The organism is Streptomyces sp. NPDC050549, assembly GCF_040655035.1.
Classification (GTDB): Bacteria; Actinomycetota; Actinomycetes; order Streptomycetales; family Streptomycetaceae; genus Streptomyces.
In genome coordinates this window covers 21,123-39,391 of the sequence record NZ_JBFAJD010000037.1, presented here as the reverse complement: position 1 = coordinate 39,391, position 18,269 = coordinate 21,123, and the positions used below count along the sequence as shown (strand labels likewise).

The following is an 18,269-nucleotide window of genomic DNA, read 5'->3' as shown; positions in this document are numbered from 1 at the left end:
CCTGCCCGTCGCTCACGGCTGCCAGCCTCCCGGACCGGGGTATCCGGGGCGGGAGGGGACACGCATGGAGAGCGGGCCGGCGATCTTCGCGGGGCTGGTGTTCGCCCTGTTCGGAAGCGCGCTGCTGCTGTGGACCGCGGTCAGGGTGCGGCACCGTGAACCTGTCGCCCAGGGTGTGAACCAGGTCGCATCGGCGACCCTCGCGGGCGTCGTCGCGCTCGTCGCGCTCCTCCTCGGAACCTGGTGCTTCCTGCACGTCTGAGCACCGCACCCGAGCCGGGGCGCCGGTAACCGGGGGATCGCCCTCCGGATCACCCCGGAAAGGCCGGTGGGTACTCCGGGCGGCAGGAATGGCGGTAGTCGGGTTACCGTTCGAGTGGCCGTTGCGGGCTTTTCCCGTTTGACACGGGGGCGGGATGTACCGTCACACTCCGCAGCGTCACCATGACCCGACCCCGGGACCAAGCGGCCCCGCTTGCCCCAGGGGAGGCCCCAGCGTCGACCGGAGAGAAGAGCGAAGTTGTCCCCGACCAGCGAGACCGCACACGGCGGCCGCCGACTCGTCATTGTCGAGTCCCCTGCCAAGGCGAAGACGATCAAGGGCTACCTCGGCCCCGGATATGTCGTCGAGGCGAGCGTCGGGCACATCCGTGACCTTCCCAATGGCGCCGCCGAGGTGCCCGAGAAGTACACCGGCGAGGTCCGCCGCCTCGGCGTGGACGTCGACCACGACTTCGCGCCGATCTATGTGGTCAACGCCGACAAGCGGGCCCAGGTCAAGAAGCTAAAGGACCTCCTCAAGGACTCCGACGAACTCTTCCTCGCCACCGATGAGGACCGCGAGGGCGAGGCCATCGCGTGGCACCTCCTGGAGGTCCTGAAGCCCAAGGTCCCGGTCAAGCGCATGGTGTTCCACGAGATCACCAAGGACGCGATCCGCGCCGCCGTGGCCAACCCGCGCGACCTCAACCAGCCGCTGGTCGACGCACAGGAGACCCGCCGCATCCTCGACCGCCTCTACGGCTACGAGGTCTCGCCGGTCCTGTGGAAGAAGGTCATGCCGCGCCTGTCGGCCGGCCGGGTCCAGTCCGTCGCGACCCGGCTCGTGGTCGAGCGGGAACGCGAGCGCATCGCGTTCCGTTCTGCTGAGTACTGGGACCTGACGGGCACCTTCGCCACCGGCCGGGCCGGTGACGCGAGCGACCCGTCGTCCCTTGTCGCCCGCCTCCAGGCCGTCGACGGCAGGCGGGTCGCGCAGGGCCGTGACTTCGACTCCCTGGGTCAGCTCAAGAGCGAGAACACCCTCCACCTCGACGAGGCGAACGCCCGTGCCCTCGCCGCCGCGCTGGAGAACACCGACTTCGCGGTCCGCTCCGTCGAGTCGAAGCCGTACCGACGCTCGCCGTACGCCCCGTTCCGTACGACGACCCTCCAGCAGGAGGCCAGCCGCAAGCTCGGCTTCGGTGCCAAGGCCACCATGCAGGTCGCGCAGAAGCTGTACGAGAACGGCTACATCACCTACATGCGTACGGACTCCACGACCCTGAGCGAGACGGCCGTCAGCGCCGCCCGCGCCCAGGTGACGCAGCTGTACGGTGCCGACTACCTGCCGGACCGGCCGCGTGTGTACGCCGGGAAGGTCAAGAACGCCCAGGAGGCGCACGAGGCGATCCGCCCCTCGGGTGATCGTTTCCGCACCCCGGCCGAGACCGGCCTGACCGGTGACCAGTTCAAGCTCTACGAGCTGATCTGGAAGCGGACCGTCGCCTCCCAGATGAAGGACGCGGTCGGCAACTCCGTCACCGTGAAGATCGCGGGCACCTCCTCCGACGGCCGGGACGCCGAGTTCAGCGCCTCCGGCAAGACGATCACCTTCCACGGCTTCCTGAAGGCCTACGTGGAGGGCGCCGACGACCCGAACGCCGAGCTGGACGACCGCGAGCGCCGGCTCCCCCAGGTCGCCGAGGGCGACGCGCTCGCCGCCGAGGAGATCACGGTCGACGGGCACGCCACCAAGCCCCCGGCCCGCTACACCGAGGCCAGCCTCGTCAAGGAGCTCGAAGAGCGCGAGATCGGCCGCCCGTCGACGTACGCGTCGATCATCGGCACCATCCTCGACCGCGGCTACGTCTTCAAGAAGGGCACGGCCCTGGTGCCGTCCTTCCTGTCCTTCGCCGTGGTCAACCTCCTGGAGAAGCACTTCGGTCGGCTCGTCGACTACAGCTTCACCGCCAAGATGGAGGACGACCTCGACCGCATCGCCAGCGGCGAGGCACAGGCCGTGCCGTGGCTGCGCCGCTTCTACTTCGGTGAGGGCGAGGCGACGGGCGCCGCCGAGGCCGGCAACGGCGACGGCGACCACCTGGGCGGCCTCAAGGAACTCGTCACCGACCTGGGCGCGATCGACGCCCGCGAGGTGTCGTCCTTCCCGGTCGGCAACGACATCATGCTGCGCGTCGGCCGCTACGGCCCCTACGTGGAGCGCGGCGAGAAGGACTCCGAGAACCACCAGCGCGCCGACGTGCCCGAGGACCTGGCCCCCGACGAGCTGAGCGTCGAGTACGCCGAGGAACTCCTCGCCAAGCCGAGCGGCGACTTCGAGCTGGGCGCCGACCCCGAGTCCGGCCACCAGATCATCGCCCGCGACGGCCGCTACGGCCCGTACGTCACCGAGGTGCTCCCCGAGGGCACCCCGAAGACCGGCAAGAACGCCGTCAAGCCGCGTACGGCCTCGCTGTTCAAGTCGATGACCCCCGACACGGTGACGCTCGCCGAGGCCCTCAAGCTGATGTCGCTGCCGCGCGTCGTCGGCAAGGACGCCGAAGGCGTGGAGATCACCGCGCAGAACGGGCGCTACGGGCCGTACCTGAAGAAGGGCACGGACTCCCGCTCGCTGCAGACCGAGGACCAGCTCTTCACGATCACCCTCGAAGAGGCGCTGGAGATCTACTCCCAGCCCAAGCAGCGCGGCCGGGCCGCCGCCAAGCCGCCGCTGAAGGAACTGGGCGTGGACCCGGTCAGCGAGAAGCCCGTCGTCGTCAAGGACGGCCGCTTCGGGCCGTACGTCACCGACGGCGAGACCAACGCGACCCTCCGGTCCGGCGACAGCGTCGAGGAGATCACCCCGGAGCGCGGCTACGAGCTGCTCGCCGAGAAGCGGGCCAAGTCGCCCGCCAAGAAGACGGCGAAGAAGGCCCCGGCGAAGAAGACGGCGGCCAAGAAGGCGCCCGCGAAGAAGACGACGACGGCCAAGAAGGCCGTCGCCAAGACGACCACGGCCGCCAAGAGGACGACCACGGCCGCGAAGACGGCGACGGCCAAGAAGACGGCCACCTCCAAGGTGACGTCCGAGGACTGACCCGAGGAGGAGCGCACGCTTCCTCCACCGCAAGGTCGTGAGACGAACGCCCCGGCATCACTTTGGTGTCGGGGCGTGCGCAGGTCCGGGCGGGCGCGGCTTGATGTCGGCGGCTGCCGATAGGCTGAAAGCATGACGCCAGCCGAGCAGCCAACGGCCCACCAGCCGGCCCCCGACGACGCCCTTGTCGCGGACTCCCGCGAGCGTGCCGTCCGCGCCCTGCTGCGCCAGCCACAGCTCAAGCGGTTGTGGAGCGCGCAGTTCGTGTCGGGTGTCGGTGACATCCTCGCCCTGCTGGTCCTGGTCGTGCTCGCCCTCCAATCGGCGATCGCCCAGGGCTCGTTCGGCGGCGGCTATCGGGGTGTGGCGTTCGCGGTGGCGGCCGTCTTCGGGGCACGCATCCTGGCGACGCTGCTCTTCGGGGCGGTGCTCCTCGGCCCGCTCACCTCGCTCACCTCGCAGGACGGACCCCTCGACCGGCGCTGGACCATGGTCGGCGCGGACGGTCTGCGGACCGCGCTGCTCATCGTCGCCCCGCTGTGGATCGACTGGACCCCGGACAACGCACTGGCCGTGCTCCTGGTGACCGCCTTCGTCGTCGGAGTCGCCGAGCGCTTCTGGACGGTGTGCCGCGAGAGCGCGGCGCCCGCCCTGCTGCCGGCCCCGCCCCTGGAGGGCGCCACGGTCCGGCCACTGCCCGACCACATGGACGCCCTGCGACGGCTGTCGCTGCGCACGAGCTTCGTGGCGATCCCGCTCGCCGCCGCCGCCCTCGTCGTGGCCGCGCTGCTCAACAACCTGCTGGGCACGGGCGTCGCCTGGTTCGCCCAGCACCAGGCGGCGCTCGGTTCGTACGTCGCCGCCGGACTGTTCGCCGCGTCCCTCTCCGTGCTGACCGCCCTGGAAGTACCCGGTACCCGTACCCCACGCGCGCGCTCGCCGCTCGAAGGACTGCGCCGCCCCAGGACGGGCAACGGCATCGACAAGGGCCGTACGGGCGCGATCGCGCTGCTTGTGGTCGCCTGCGCGGCCGTCGCCGGGGCGATCTCCGCCGCCGTCTCCGTGTCCGTGCTCCAGGCCAAGGACCTCCATGGCGGCCCGGTGACCTTCGGGCTGCTGGTGCTCGGGCTGACCGGCGGGGTCGTGCTCGGCATCCGTACGGCGCCCGCCCTGCTGCCCACGCTGTCCCGGCGCCGCCTGCTGACGCTCGCGATCGCCTTCACCGGCATCGCGCTGCTCGCCGCGGGCCTGGTCCCGGACCTCACCACCGTGCTGCTGATCGTCGCCCTGGCCGGCATCGGCGCGGGCGTGGCCGCCAACACCGGGCACACCCTCCTCGACCAGGAGGCCGAGGACTACCGCAGGGCACGTACGACCGAGCACCTGCACGCGGTCGTACGGGTCTCCGTGGCGCTCGGCGCGCTGATCGCCCCCCTGGTGGCGGCGCTGATCGGCCCGCACCGCCTGGAGAACGGCAAGTTCGTGTTCGCGCACGGCGGTGCCGCGTTCACGCTGATGCTGGTCGGCGCACTGCTGCTGCCCGTCGCCGCCCTGGTGCTGGCCAAGGTCGACGACCGCTCCGGAGTACCCCTGCGGCACGACCTGCGGGACGCGCTGCTCGGCGGCGACGACCCCGACACCGTGCCCGCGAGCACCGGCTTCTTCATCGCCCTGGAGGGCGGCGACGGCGCCGGGAAGTCAACCCAGGCCGAGGCCCTCGCCGAGTGGATAAGGGGCAAGGGACACGAGGTCGTACTGACCCGCGAGCCCGGGGCGACACCGGTCGGCAAGCGGCTGCGGTCGATCCTGCTCGACGTGTCGTCGGCGGGACTGTCCCACCGCGCGGAGGCCCTGCTGTACGCGGCCGACCGCGCGGAGCACGTCGACACCGTCGTACGGCCCGCCCTGGAGCGCGGCGCGGTCGTCATCTCCGACCGCTACATCGACTCGTCCGTCGCCTACCAGGGCGCGGGCCGCGACCTCTCCCCGACGGAGATCGCCCGCATCAACCGGTGGGCCACCGACGGACTCGTCCCGCACATGACCGTCCTGCTGGACGTCGCCCCGGAGACCGCCCGCGAGCGGTTCACGGAGGCGCCGGACCGGCTGGAGTCGGAGCCGGCCGAGTTCCACGCGCGCGTACGGTCCGGTTTCCTCACGCTGGCCGCCGCCGACCCCGGCCGCTACCTGGTGGTCGACGCCGGCCAGGAGCCCGAGGCCGTCACCACCGTGATCAGGCACCGCCTCGACACGGTCCTGCCGCTCTCCGAGGCCGAGATCAAGGCCCAGGAGGAAGCGCGCAAGGCCGCCGAGGAGGAGGCCCGCCGCAAGGCCGAGGAAGAAGCCGCCCGCAAGGCAGAGGAGGAGCGCCTGGAGCGCGAGCGCCAGGAGCGGCTCGCCCAGCTGCGCGCCGAGGAGGAGGAGCGCAAGCGGCGCGAGCTGGAGGAGGCCCAGCGCCGCGAGGCCGAGCGCCAGGCGGAGGAGGCCCGCCAGCGCGCCGAGGAAGCGCGCAGGCGTGCCGAGGAGGAGAAGGCCCGCCTCCTCGCCGAGGAAGAGGCCCGCGCCGCCGAGGAGGCCCGCCGCAGGGCCGAGGCCGACCGGCTGCGCAAGCAGGCCGAGGAGGAGGCCCGGCTGCGCGCCGAGGCCGAGGAGCGGCGCCGCGAGAAGCAGCGCAAGGCCGAGGCCGCGCTGCTCGCGGCCGAGGAGGCACGCCGCCTGGCGGCGGAGGCTGCGGCCGCCGCGGAGGTGGCCGTACGGCAGCCGGCGGTTCCGGCGGTTCCCGCCGCTCCGGAGACCAGGTCCGAGGCGTCGACCGTGCAGACACCGTTGGTGAAGCCGTCGGGCGTGAGCGCGGGTACCGCTGGGCGATCGGCGGACGACACGGCTGTGCTGCGGCCGGTGGACTCCGGTTCCGGTTCCCGGGACGAGACGGCCGTACTGCGGTCGGTGTCCGCGGACTCCGCGGCGCGCGACTCCGAGGCGACGGCGGAGCTGCCGCAGCCGCCCGCTCCCGAGGGAGCGGCGGACGAGACGGCGGTCCTGCCGCCGGTGTCCGCCGCCGAGGAGACGGCCGTACTGCCGCCCGTGCCGTCCGGTACCGCCGACGAGACCGCCGTGCTGCCGCCGGTCGGTGCGGCGGACGAGACCGCGGTGCTGCCGCCGGTGCGCGGGGAGGATCCGTCGGACCGGGTACCCGAAGGGTTCTTCCGCGACGAGCGTCCGGCCGGGCAGGCCGACCGGACCGAGGACCGCACCCGTGAACTGCCCCAGGTCGACGAGCAGGGCACCCCCCGACGCCGGCCGCGCCCCGACTGGGCCGAGGAGACTCCGCTGGACGACCTCCCCTCACTGGCCGACGAACTGCTGGGCCCGCACGAGGCCGGCGACTTCGACCAGGACGACGACACGGGTCGCGGGCGGGGCCGCGGCCGGGGACGCAGAGGCTGACGGCGGGGGCGCCGTACTCCGCCCCCGCGGCTCTCGTTGACCGCCCCGGCACGCGTTGTCAGTGGTGGCCCGCACAATGGATCGCGTAACCCGAGGCGTGACGAAAGGGCCGGTGACCCATGACCGTGTGGGATGACCTGGTGGGTCAGGAGAAGGTGAGCGAGCAGCTCGACGCCGCCGCTCGGGACGCCGACGCCTTCGTCACCGCGGCGACCAACGGCACGCCCCCGCCGGAGGCGTCGAAGATGACCCACGCCTGGCTGTTCACGGGCCCGCCCGGCGCGGGACGCAACCAGGCGGCGCGGGCCTTCGCCGCCGCGCTCCAGTGCGTGAGCCCCGACCGCGCGCTCGGCGGCAGCCCCGGCTGCGGCTTCTGCGACGGCTGTCATACGGCGCTGATCGGCACCCACGCAGACGTCACCACGGTCGCCGCCGTGGGCACCCAGATCCTCGCCGACGACATGCGGGACACGGTCCGGAAGTCCTTCACCTCGCCGGCGACCGGCCGCTGGCAGATCATCCTCGTCGAGGACGCCGAGCGGCTGAACGAGAAGTCGGCCAACGCCGTCCTCAAGGCCGTGGAGGAACCCGCCCCCCGCACGGTCTGGCTCCTCTGCGCCCCCTCGATCGAGGACGTCCTCCCCACCATCCGCTCCCGCTGCCGACACCTGAACCTGACGACGCCCTCGGTGGACGCCGTGGCCGACATGCTCGTACGCAGGGAGGGCATCGAACCGGCCGTGGCCGCGGCTGCCGCGCGGGCCACCCAGGGCCATGTCGACCGGGCCCGCCGCCTCGCCACGGACCCGGCCGCGCGCGAGCGCCGGGCCACCGTGCTGAAGCTGCCGCTGCGCGTCGACGACGTGGGCGGCTGTCTCAAGGCCGCGCAGGAGCTGGTCGACGCCGCCGCGGAGGACGCCAAGCAGCTGGCCGAGGAGGTGGACGGCAAGGAGACCGAGGAGATGAAGGCGGCGATGGGCGGTGGCCAGGGAAGCCGGATGCCCCGGGGTACGGCGGGCGTGATGAAGGACCTGGAGGACAAGCAGAAGCGCCGGAGAACGCGTACGCAGCGCGACAGTCTCGACCTCGCGCTGACCGACCTCACCGCGTTCTACCGTGACGTACTTGCCCTCCAGTTCGGCTCGCGGGTGGCGATCGCCAACGCGGACACCGAGGACGCCCTGGAGCGGCTGGCCCGCGCCGGTTCCCCGGAGTCCACGCTGCGCCGTATCGACGCGATCGGCGCGTGCAGAGAGGCGCTCGACCGGAATGTGGCACCGCTGCTCGCTGTGGAGGCGATGACCTTGGCGCTCAGAGCGGGCTGATCTTTTGGGTGTGAGGTTGACGACGTAACTCGTCCGGGGTGGATTGTGTACACAGGGCGTTCAATTGGTTGCGCAACGTTACGATCGTCTGATGCACATCAGGCGCTCCCTCCGCCAACCCAGTCGGCCCGGTCGGGCCCGCCGAAGCCCTCGGACCGGCGGCGCGCTGCTCGCCGTGGCCGCGCTCCTCGTGTCCTCGTGTTCCGCGTGCTCCTCGGGGAGTTCGACGACAGCGGCGAGTCCGGCCGCGGCCGTGGTGCTCGCCGCGCTGCCGCAGTCGACGCCGTCCACGCTCACGCGGTACTACGGGCAGAAGCTCAGCTGGCGCACCTGCGGTGTCCCCGGCTTCGAGTGCGCCACGATGAAGGCGCCGCTGGACTACGCCAAGCCCACCACCGGGGACATCCGGCTCGCGGTCGCCCGCAAGAAGGCCACGGGCAAGGGCAAGCCGCTCGGTTCGCTGATGGTGAACCCCGGCGGGCCGGGCGGTTCGGCGGTCGGCTATCTGCAGCAGTACGCGGGGATCGGCTACCCGGCCACGGTCCGCGCCCGCTACGACATGGTCGCGATGGACCCCCGGGGCGTCGCCCGCAGTGAGCCCGTCGAGTGCCTCGACGGCCGGGCCATGGACACGTTCACCCAGACCGACACCACCCCCGACGACAAGCGGGAGACCACCCGGCTCGTCGACGAGTACAAGAAGTTCGCGGAGGGCTGCGGCGCCCACTCGCCCGACGTACTGCGCCATGTCTCCACGGTCGAGGCGGCCCGGGACATGGACATCCTGCGGGCGGTGCTGGGCGACCGGAAGCTGACGTACGTGGGGGCGTCGTACGGGACGTTCCTCGGAGCGACGTACGCGGGCCTCTTCCCCGACCGGGTCGGCCGCGTCGTCCTGGACGGCGCGATGGACCCGTCCCTCCCCGCGCGCCGTATGAACCTCGACCAGACGGCGGGCTTCGAGACGGCGTTCCAGTCCTTCGCGAAGGACTGCGTACGGCAGCCGGACTGCCCGCTCGGCGGCAAGGGCACGACGCCCGCCAAGGTCGGGACCAACCTGAAGGCCTTCTTCCGCAAGCTCGACGCACACCCGATCCCCACCGGCGACGCGGACGGCCGCAAACTCGGCGAGGCGCTCGCCACCACCGGCGTGATCGCGGCGATGTACGACGAGGCGGCCTGGCCGCAGCTGCGCGAGGCGCTGACGTCGGCGATGAAGGAGAACGACGGCGCGGGCCTGCTCGTCCTCTCCGACAGCTACTACGAGCGTGACGCCGACGGCCGCTACTCGAACCTGATGTTCGCCAACGCCGCCGTGAACTGCCTCGACCTCCCGGCCGCGTTCTCGACCACCGACCAGGTCGAGCACGCGCTCCCCTCCTTCGAGAAGGCGTCCCCCGTCTTCGGCGACGGCCTCGCCTGGGCCTCCCTGAACTGCGCGTACTGGCCGGTCAAGGCCACGGGCGAACCGCACCGCATCGAGGCGAAGGGCGCCGCCCCGATCGTGGTCGTCGGCACGACCCGCGACCCGGCGACCCCGTACCGCTGGGCCCAGTCCCTGGCCCGCCAGCTCTCCTCGGCCCGCCTCCTCACGTACGTCGGCGACGGCCACACCGCCTACGGCCGCGGCAGCACATGCATTGACTCCGCGATCGACACATATCTGCTTCGCGGAACCCCGCCGGCGGAGGGAAAGCGCTGCTCGTAGCGTCGGCGCGGCTGCGGGCGGGGGTGCGGCCCGGGGGTGTACGGAGCACCCCCAGAAACTGTGTAGACTTTCCGACGTTGCTGATCGCACCATGGTGCGGACAGCGCGCCGCCTTAGCTCAGATGGCCAGAGCAACGCACTCGTAATGCGTAGGTCTCGGGTTCGAATCCCGAAGGCGGCTCCAAAGTGAACCCCAGGTCAAGTCTTTGACCTGGGGTTTTTTGTTTTCGCTGACCTTGGAATTCGGGCTAAACGGGCATATGCGGTCTATGTATCGTAATGCGTAGGTTCCAGGTTGACGGCCGGTAGCGATTGCGCCCTGCAAGGCTGTGAACTGGCCTTTTGTCGTTCGTTGGCGATCCGTCTCGGCCTGTTCGGAATGGCGTGGTGGCCATTTGGTGGCCAAGCGTGCAGACCGGCTCCTGCTCAGTCGTGCAACTGGGGGCACGCAGGGGAAAGGTTGTTGTGTCGACTCGACAATCGAGTGTTCCAACTGCCACTCGCTTCGTTGCCGGGCACTGCCAGGCTGTCGTCCTGTGCTGCTCAGCGGGTGCGAGTGCGGCCCCGTGGTTCCTGGCGAGCCGTTGCTGGAGCTGGCTGGCTTCTGGTCAACCGCCTTCTCGGCCTCTGCCGGCCCGCCTCCGGCGAAGTCGGGCCAGCGCCTGAATGGTTCGGCGACGATGGTGCCGACACTGGCGCTATGTTCGAGATCCTGCTGGATGCCCAGGCTCGGCCTGCTTTCCGGATTCGGTTCGATGTCGTCGGCCACGCAGTCGTGCTGGTCTGCCGCAATCCCGTCGGCGACGACGGGATCGACCGCCTTCTCGCCTGCCCTGATGGGACAGGTGCGCATGTCTTGGCGTGATTCGACGGAGCCTGGTTTGGGGCGGGACTTGTCTGGTGAGATGCCAAGGCCGCAGCTCCTCATGTGCCGTGAGGGCAGTGGGCGCGTCGCGCAGGCCGGCGCGGGCGGTGATGCCGAGTTTCGGGAGCACGTTGTAGAGGTGTCCGCCGGCCGTGCGGGCGGACAGGCGCAGTCGTTCGCCGATCCCCTTGTTCGTCAGCCCTGAGGCCGCGAGTACGGCGATCTGCAAGTTCCTGTGGAGTGAGCCCGATGTCCGTCGAGCCTGTCTGGCGCCGGGACATGCCGGTCGTTCCCAGTTCGTTCCGGGTGCGCTCGGCCCACGGTGCGGCCCGCAGTCGCTCGAACAGCGCCAGCACGGCGACCAGGTGTACATGCGACTCGACGGTGGCCCGCTCCCGGCGCAGGTGCTCGCCGTAGGCCAGCAGCACCCGCGCACGCTCGAAGGGCCACAGATCCTCGGGCGCCGCCGCGAGAGCACGTTCGAAGTGGGTGTTCGCCACCTCCCCCTCGGACACCAGCCCCTGGGCCCCGGCCACGAGCAGCGCCCAGCGCGAGGAGATCTTCGCGATGTCCATGCGCAGCGTCGCGTCGACGAATTCCCGGGCCTGTTCGATGCGGCCGCACCGAACAGGTCGTAGACCACGAACAGTTGCAACTGCTGGGCGGTACCGCCTTCCACGCCGCGTGGGCTTATTCCGACCGCCTCGGTGTACGCGGTCTCGTAGTCGCCGCGGCCAATGGCGGCGAGCGTCCGCACCCGGTACACGTGCTGCGGCACGATGAAGGCCTGGCGCGGGAGCGACCAGAACAGCATCCACTCCAACGGCTCCTCCGCCACGTTCGGTTGGCCCAGTGCGGCGGCGGCCAAGGCCTTGCTGTACTTCAGGTAACAGACGAACTCCAGGTACCCGTAGGCCTCGACGAGTTCCAGGCCCGCCTCGGCGAAGCGCAGCGTGTCGTCCCAACACCCGGCCAGATAGCTCTCCCCGCACAACAGCATCAGCGGCCACACCACCGGGACCTGCTACTTCACAGCGTCACCGGGGCAGTGGGGAGATTTTCGGGGGTGGGCCGGTGACGGCATACACGGTGGGATTTGCTGCCACTTACTTCGGGCTGGGCCGCACCTGTGAAGGCGTCACAGAATAATAACGATCTTCACTGGAATGCCACCTTTCAAGCCAGTCGCGCTTGACGGACTTCGCCTCACATGTGGGATTTGTTCGACAGGCGCCGCAGGGGAGAGATACAGGAAACTGGTGGAATAGGTTCAGTCGCCACGCGTACGTCAAGAGCCAACAAAGCGCCATGGGTTTACCTTGACGATCTCTTGATTCGTCCCAAGTACCCGCTTCACAAGGGCCTGACATTTGATCTCGTCCACTCGTGCGCAATGAGTGCCACGAGTGGATGTCAGGAGTGGTGATGAGACTCAAGGGGAGACAGGTCCACCCAGCTGTCAAAGGGTGGGCATCCCATGGGGGATTGAGACGGACGGCATGGGTGGTGGCCGCCGTACTCGCGGCGGAGACCGCGCTGGTGTCGTGGGAGACGGGGGCGGCGTTCGCTTCCGACACGGCGGCTACCACGAGCGTGACGGCCGCATCGGACACCTCCAAGTCGGCGGCCTCGTCGGCGGATTCGGTGGCGGCGGCTCTGTTGATGGCGCGGCTTCAGGACCGGAACATCGAGGTGACGTCCGAGCGTACGGCGACCTCGACGACGTACGCCCTGCCGTCCGGGGAGTTGCAGACCTCCACCTACGCTGGGCCAATACGGCAACAGGTGGACGGTAGTTGGAAGGACATCGACACCGATCTGTCGGACACCGGCCCGGCGCTCGAACCCGCGGTCGCGGCGGCGGACATCACGGTCTCCGACGGCGGTGACACCTCGCTGGCGAGCGTGGGCAAGAACGGTACGTCCTTCGGGCTGGACTGGGAGAGCAAACTGCCCGCCCCTGCGGTGAAGGACAACACCGCCTCCTACGCCCTGGGCGACGGCCAGACCCTGTCGGTGACGGCACTGGCCCAGGGCTTCTCGGAGAACCTGCAGCTGGACGCCGCTCCGGCGGACGGCACGTCGTACCGGATCCCGTTGAAGCTCGACGGGTTGAAGCTGTCGATCGCCGACTCCGGCCATCTGTTGCTGAAGGACACCGACGGCAAGCTGGTCGCCGAGGCTCCGGCGCCGATGATGTGGGACTCGTCCAAGGACGAGACCTCGGGTGAGTCCGAGCACCAGGCCAAGGTGGACACCAAGGTCGAGACGGCCGACGACGGTTCCCAGACCCTGGTCCTCACCCCCGACGCGGACTACTTCGACCAGGACCTGACCTACCCGGTCACCGTCGACCCCACTTCCACCCTCGCGGTGACCACGGACACCTGGGTGCAGACCCCGGACTACACCGACTCCCAGGTCTCCTCGACCGAGTTGAAGTCGGGCACGTACGACGCGGGCACGGACGTGGCGCGCTCGTACCTGAAGTTCGACGTGTCGAAGTTCGCCGGCAAGCACATCACCGACACCAACCTCGCCCTGTACTTGTACTACTCCTCGACCTGCTCCACCTCGGGCGCGGGCACGCAGGTACGCCGGATCACCTCCTCCTGGTCGTCCTCGGACGTTACTTGGTCCGCCCAGCCCTCCACCACCACGACCGGTGCGATCACCAACACGGCGGCCAAGGGCTACTCCAGCACCGACTGCCCGGCCGGAACGATGAACTTCGACATCGACGCCATCGTCCAGGCCTGGGCGGACGGTTCCACCAACTACGGCCTTCAGGTGCGCGGCGCGGACGAGAGCGACTCACTGACCTGGCGCCGGTTCCGCTCGGCGAACTACGCCTCCGGCGACAACTCTGTCGAGCCGCACCTGACAGTCACCTACAACTCATACGCCACGACAGGCGCGTTGGCGATCTCGCCGAGCTCGGTGAACGCGTACAGCGGCAAGCGGTACATCACCACCTACACCCCGACCCTCTCCGCGAAGGTCACCGACGTCGACGGCTCGTCGGTCAAGGGGCAGTTCGAGGTCACCAACGACCCCGCCTACAGCAGCGAGAGCGCGTACTCCACGACCTTCACCAGCTCCAGCGTCGCCTCAGGCGGCACAGCCACGTACGCCGTGCCCAGCGCCAGCGCGCTGCCCGCACAGCACATGCGGATGCGGGTGCGGGGCTACGACGGCACCGACTACGGCGCCTGGTCGTCGTACATCTACTTCGTGCCGAACGTCGCCAAGCCGGCAGCGCCCACCGTCACGTGTGACACCTACACGCAGAACGGCTGGACGGCCAAGGCCGACAGCGCGGTGACCTGCACCCTGGACACCTCCTCCAGCGATGGCGCCGGATACTACTGGGGCCTGGACAACAGCAGTCTGGCGAACAAGAAGCTGGACACCGACAACGGCAACGGCGGTGACGCGCTCACCGTCTCCATCGACCCGGCGGACGGCTGGCACACGCTGTACGTCCGCACCGTCGACTCCGGAGGGAACCTTTCTGCAGCCACCACCGCCTACTCCTTCGGCGTAGGCGCGGACGGCGCGGCCATCCTCTCCCCGGCCGCTGGCGACACGACCGCCCGCCGCCTCACCCTGTCGGCGAAGGGCCTGACCACCTACACCGGCGTCACCTGGCAGTACCGGCGTGGCGAGACGGACTCCTGGCACACCGTCCCGGTCGGTGACGTCACCGCCTCCGGCACGGCAGTCTCCGCCTGGCCGGTCGCCGTCACCAGCGGAAGCGCCGCCAAGCTGGTCTGGAACACGGTCTCCTCGCTTTCCGAGGACGGCGTGATCGACCTGCGCGCCGCCTTCACCGACGGCACCACCACCGGGTACTCCCAGACCGTCGAGGTCACCCTCGACCGCGACGCCGGAACCGCCCCGACCGCGCAGGTCGGCCCGGGTGAGGTCAACGAACTCACCGGTGACTACACCCTGTCGGCCACGGACGCCTCGGCCTTCGACGCCGATGTGGAGCGCACGTACTCCTCGCGCGCCAACGACACCGACGACGAGGGCCAGGCGGAGATCTTCGGTCCCGGCTGGACCTCCTCGGTCTCGGCCGAGGCGATTGACTACACCCAGATCCGCAAGACCTCCGGCACCTCCGTCGAGCTGCTGAGCGCGGACGGCTCGTCCGTCGCCTTCACCGCGACGTCGGGCGGCGGCTGGCAGCCGCAAGCCGGTTCGGAGGATCTGACCCTGACCGGCAGCCTGTCCGGCTCGACGTTCACGCTGACCGACACCGACGCCGACACCGCGGTGTTCGCGAAGGCGGCGAGCGCGGCGACGACCTGGACCCTGTCCTCCTCCGCCACCGCCGTGGACAACACCACGGTCACCACCGTCTCCGAGACTGTCACCTCGGGCAGCCAGACCCTGGCCCGTCCCAAGTACGTGATCTCCCCGACCGGCGCCGTCACGGCCGCCACCTGCCAGGCGACGCCGTCCACGAAGGGCTGCCGGGTTCTGGAGTACGTCTACGCAACCAGCACCACCGCCACCAGCTCCGCCCTCGGCGACTACACCGGCCAGGTCAAGTCCATCAAGCTCTGGGCCACCGACCCTGGCGCCTCCGCCGCCACGGCCGAGACCATCACGTCGTACGCGTACGCCTCCGACGGCGAGCTCCGCCAGGTCTGGGACCCGCGTATCAGCCCCGCGCTGAAGACGGAGTACACCTACGACTCCGACGGCCGTGTCAAAACCCTGACCCAGCCGGGCCAGCTGCCCTGGACCTTCACCTACGGCACGGCCGGCTCCGCCCTCACCGCGGGTACCGGGATGCTGCTCAGCGCCTCCCGCTCCGCCCTCGCCGAGGGCAGCGAGAGCACTACGTCCGGCACGGCGGCCACCACCGTCGTCTACGACGTCCCGCTCTCCGGCACCACCGCGCCCTACCAGATGGACACCAGCACGGTCGGCACCTGGGCCCAGGACGAGGCACCCACCGATGCCACCGCCGTCTTCCCGGCCGACAGCGTCCCCACCTCCAGCACCGGCACCGACCTGACATCAACGGCGTACGACCGCGCCACCATCACCTACATCAACGCCAACGGGGAGGAGACCAACACCGCCAAGCCGGGCGGAGCCATCACCACGACCGAGTACGACGAATATGGCAACACGGTCGCCGAACTCACTGCCGCGAACCGCGAGTTGGCGCTCAGCGGCGGCGCCGACGAACTGGCCGAACTGGGCCTGACCGGCCTGTCCACCGCCGACCGCGCCCAGTTGTTGGCCACGGTCTCCGAGTACTCCGCGGACGGGCAGCGCCTCATCGACGAGTACGGCCCGCTCCACGAGGTCACCCTGACCGAGGAACTGACCGGTTCCACCGCTGAGTCCACGTTGGCCGCCGGCACGGTGATCCCGGCTCGGGCGCACACGGCGTACACCTACGACCAGAACAAGCCGTCGGACGCGGCCGTCTCCAACCTGGTCACCTCCAAGGTGACCGGCGCGGCGATCCCCGGCTACGCGACGGACGCCGACACCGCCACGGTGACCACGACCTATGACTGGTCCACCGGCCAGGAGAAGGCCACCGACGGCGCCCAGACGTCGACCACCGTGACCACCTACAATGATGCCGGTCAGGTGGCCACCACCCGCACCGTCGGCTCGTCCGGTTCGGACGCGGACACGCTCGACTACACCTACTTCAGCGCGAGCGCGTCGGGCGCCTGCGCCTCCGCCGTCTGGGACGGCCTGCTCTGCAAGACCGCCCCCGCAGCCGCCATCACCGGCGGCGGCAGCAACCCGACCGAGGCCGTCACCACGATCTACACCTACGACCGCTGGGGCCAGGTCGCGACCAAGGCGGAGACCGCGAACAGCGTGACCCGCACCACCACCAACACGGTGGACGGCGCGGGCCGGGTGACCAAGACGGCCGTCACCGGCGGCACCGGCGAGGACACCCCCACCACGACGTACTCGTACGACGAGGACAACGGGCAGCTCGCCACCCAGACGTCGAACGGCCAAACCATCGCGTACGGCTATGACACGCTCGGGCGGCAGACCTCCTACGGCGACGGCGCGGGCAACACCGCGACCACGGCGTACGACAACCTGGACCGCCCGGTGAAGTCCACCGACTCGGCGCCCTCCACGGTCACTTACGCCTACGGCACCGCGGGCAACCTGAAGACCCTCACCGACTCGGTCGCGGGCACCTTCACCGGCACCTACGACGCCGACGGCACCCTGGTGACACAGACCCTGCCCGGCGACTACACCCTCGCCGTCACCACCGACCCGGCCGGCCAGGAGACAGGCCGCGAGTACACCGCCTCGGACGGCACCACCGTCGCCTCCGACACCGCCGACTACACGGTCACCGGCCGCCAGGCAGGCCACACCCAGACCGCCGGCTCCACCACTCAGACCGACTACACCTACGACACCGTCGGCCGCCTCACCAAGGCAGCCGACACCTCCGGCACCGGCTGCACCACCCGCGCCTACACCTTCGACACGGACAGCAACCGCACGGCTCTGACCACGAGTTCGGACGACTGCGACAGCAGCACCTCCGACACCACGGCCACCAGCACGTCGTACACCTACGACTCGGCCGACCGCCTGGTCAACTCCGGTTACGCGTACGACTCCTTCGGGCGCACCACCACCAGTGGTGACACGACCCTGACGTACTACACGAACGACCTGGTCGCCTCGGAGACCGTCGGCACCAGCCGCAACGCCTGGAACCTGGATGCCGCCGGACGCCTCGCCGTCCAGACCGCCCAGACCCAGGGCACCGACGGCACCTGGACCACGTCGAGCAGCACCACCAACCACTACGGCAACACATCCGACAGCCCCACCTGGACCGTCACCGGCAGCACCGTCAGCCGTGACGTCAAGGATCTGGCCGGCGTCCTGGGGGCCACGACATCCGTGTCCGGTGACACTGTCCTGCAACTCGCCGACATCCACGGCGACGTCATTGTCCAGCAACCTCTGGACGCGACCCAGGCCAGCACGGTCCAGAACTACGACGAATACGGAAACGCACTCGACGAAACCCAGGCCACGGGCTACGGATCGCTCGGCGCGTATCAGCGATCAGGCCAGACGCTCAGTGGCTTCCTGGTTATGGGTGTTCGCCTTTTCGACCCGACGACCGGTCGCTTCATGAGTCGGGACGCCGTCTACGGCGGAAACGCGAACGGCTACGAATACTGCTCCGGGAACCCTGTCACGTGCCTCGACCTCTCGGGTCTGAGCAAGCACAACTACAACGGGCATCACTGGCACTGGTGGGGCTACGAGATCGACATGACTCATCAGCGGGAGGCCAAGCTGGTCAACCATTTCAATGATCGTTCGGCAACGACTGCACTCGTGGGCGTGGCGATAGGCGGCGTTGCCTGGTACACGGGGTACGGAGCCCTTGCCGCCATCCTCGCGGAAGCTGTTGCGGCCTACTATTGGAAGCTCAGTGCGATCCTCCAGACGCACCTGGCGAACCATCCGCACAAGGGCGCGAAGCTCAAGATCAAATTCGGTTATCCCTCTGTCGGCACGGAATGA

At 69.8% G+C, this 18,269-nt stretch carries 7 protein-coding genes, 1 tRNA gene and 1 pseudogene; 8 read left to right on the top strand and 1 reads right to left on the bottom strand.

The window, feature by feature from the left end; translation table 11 throughout:
• The first annotated feature begins 64 nt into the window (after positions 1-64).
• From AB0I51_RS37545 to AB0I51_RS37515, 7 genes are all read left to right on the top strand, one after another.
• Complete coding sequence (locus AB0I51_RS37545; protein ID WP_362982869.1) at positions 65-262, top strand: hypothetical protein; 198 nt, start codon at positions 65-67, stop codon at positions 260-262.
• Between the two features lie 258 nt (positions 263-520).
• Positions 521-3,358 (top strand): type I DNA topoisomerase, encoded by a 2,838-nt coding sequence (gene topA / locus AB0I51_RS37540; protein WP_362982868.1) that lies wholly within the window; start codon positions 521-523, stop codon positions 3,356-3,358.
• 132 nt (positions 3,359-3,490) lie between these two features.
• Positions 3,491-6,805, top strand: coding sequence for a dTMP kinase (tmk, locus tag AB0I51_RS37535; protein WP_362982867.1), 3,315 nt, complete (start codon positions 3,491-3,493; stop codon positions 6,803-6,805).
• Between the two features lie 119 nt (positions 6,806-6,924).
• Positions 6,925-8,130: a DNA polymerase III subunit delta' gene (locus AB0I51_RS37530; protein WP_362982866.1), complete on the top strand. Its 1,206-nt coding sequence runs from the start codon at positions 6,925-6,927 to the stop codon at positions 8,128-8,130.
• A 91-nt stretch (positions 8,131-8,221) separates the two neighbouring features.
• Positions 8,222-9,838 (top strand): alpha/beta hydrolase, encoded by a 1,617-nt coding sequence (locus AB0I51_RS37525; RefSeq protein WP_362982865.1) that lies wholly within the window; start codon positions 8,222-8,224, stop codon positions 9,836-9,838.
• Positions 9,839-9,945: 107 nt separating this feature from the next.
• Positions 9,946-10,022 (top strand) — tRNA-Thr (locus AB0I51_RS37520).
• Between the two features lie 516 nt (positions 10,023-10,538).
• Positions 10,539-10,703, top strand: coding sequence for a hypothetical protein (locus tag AB0I51_RS37515; RefSeq protein ID WP_362982919.1), 165 nt, complete (start codon positions 10,539-10,541; stop codon positions 10,701-10,703).
• 154 nt (positions 10,704-10,857) lie between these two features.
• Here AB0I51_RS37515 and AB0I51_RS37510 read toward each other — a convergent pair.
• A pseudogene (locus AB0I51_RS37510) lies at positions 10,858-11,076 on the bottom strand (hypothetical protein); the annotation flags it as partial.
• Between the two features lie 1,112 nt (positions 11,077-12,188).
• Between AB0I51_RS37510 and AB0I51_RS37505 the strand changes: the two are divergent.
• Entirely contained in the window at positions 12,189-18,269 is a 6,081-nt protein-coding gene (locus AB0I51_RS37505; protein WP_362982864.1) for a DNRLRE domain-containing protein, read from the top strand.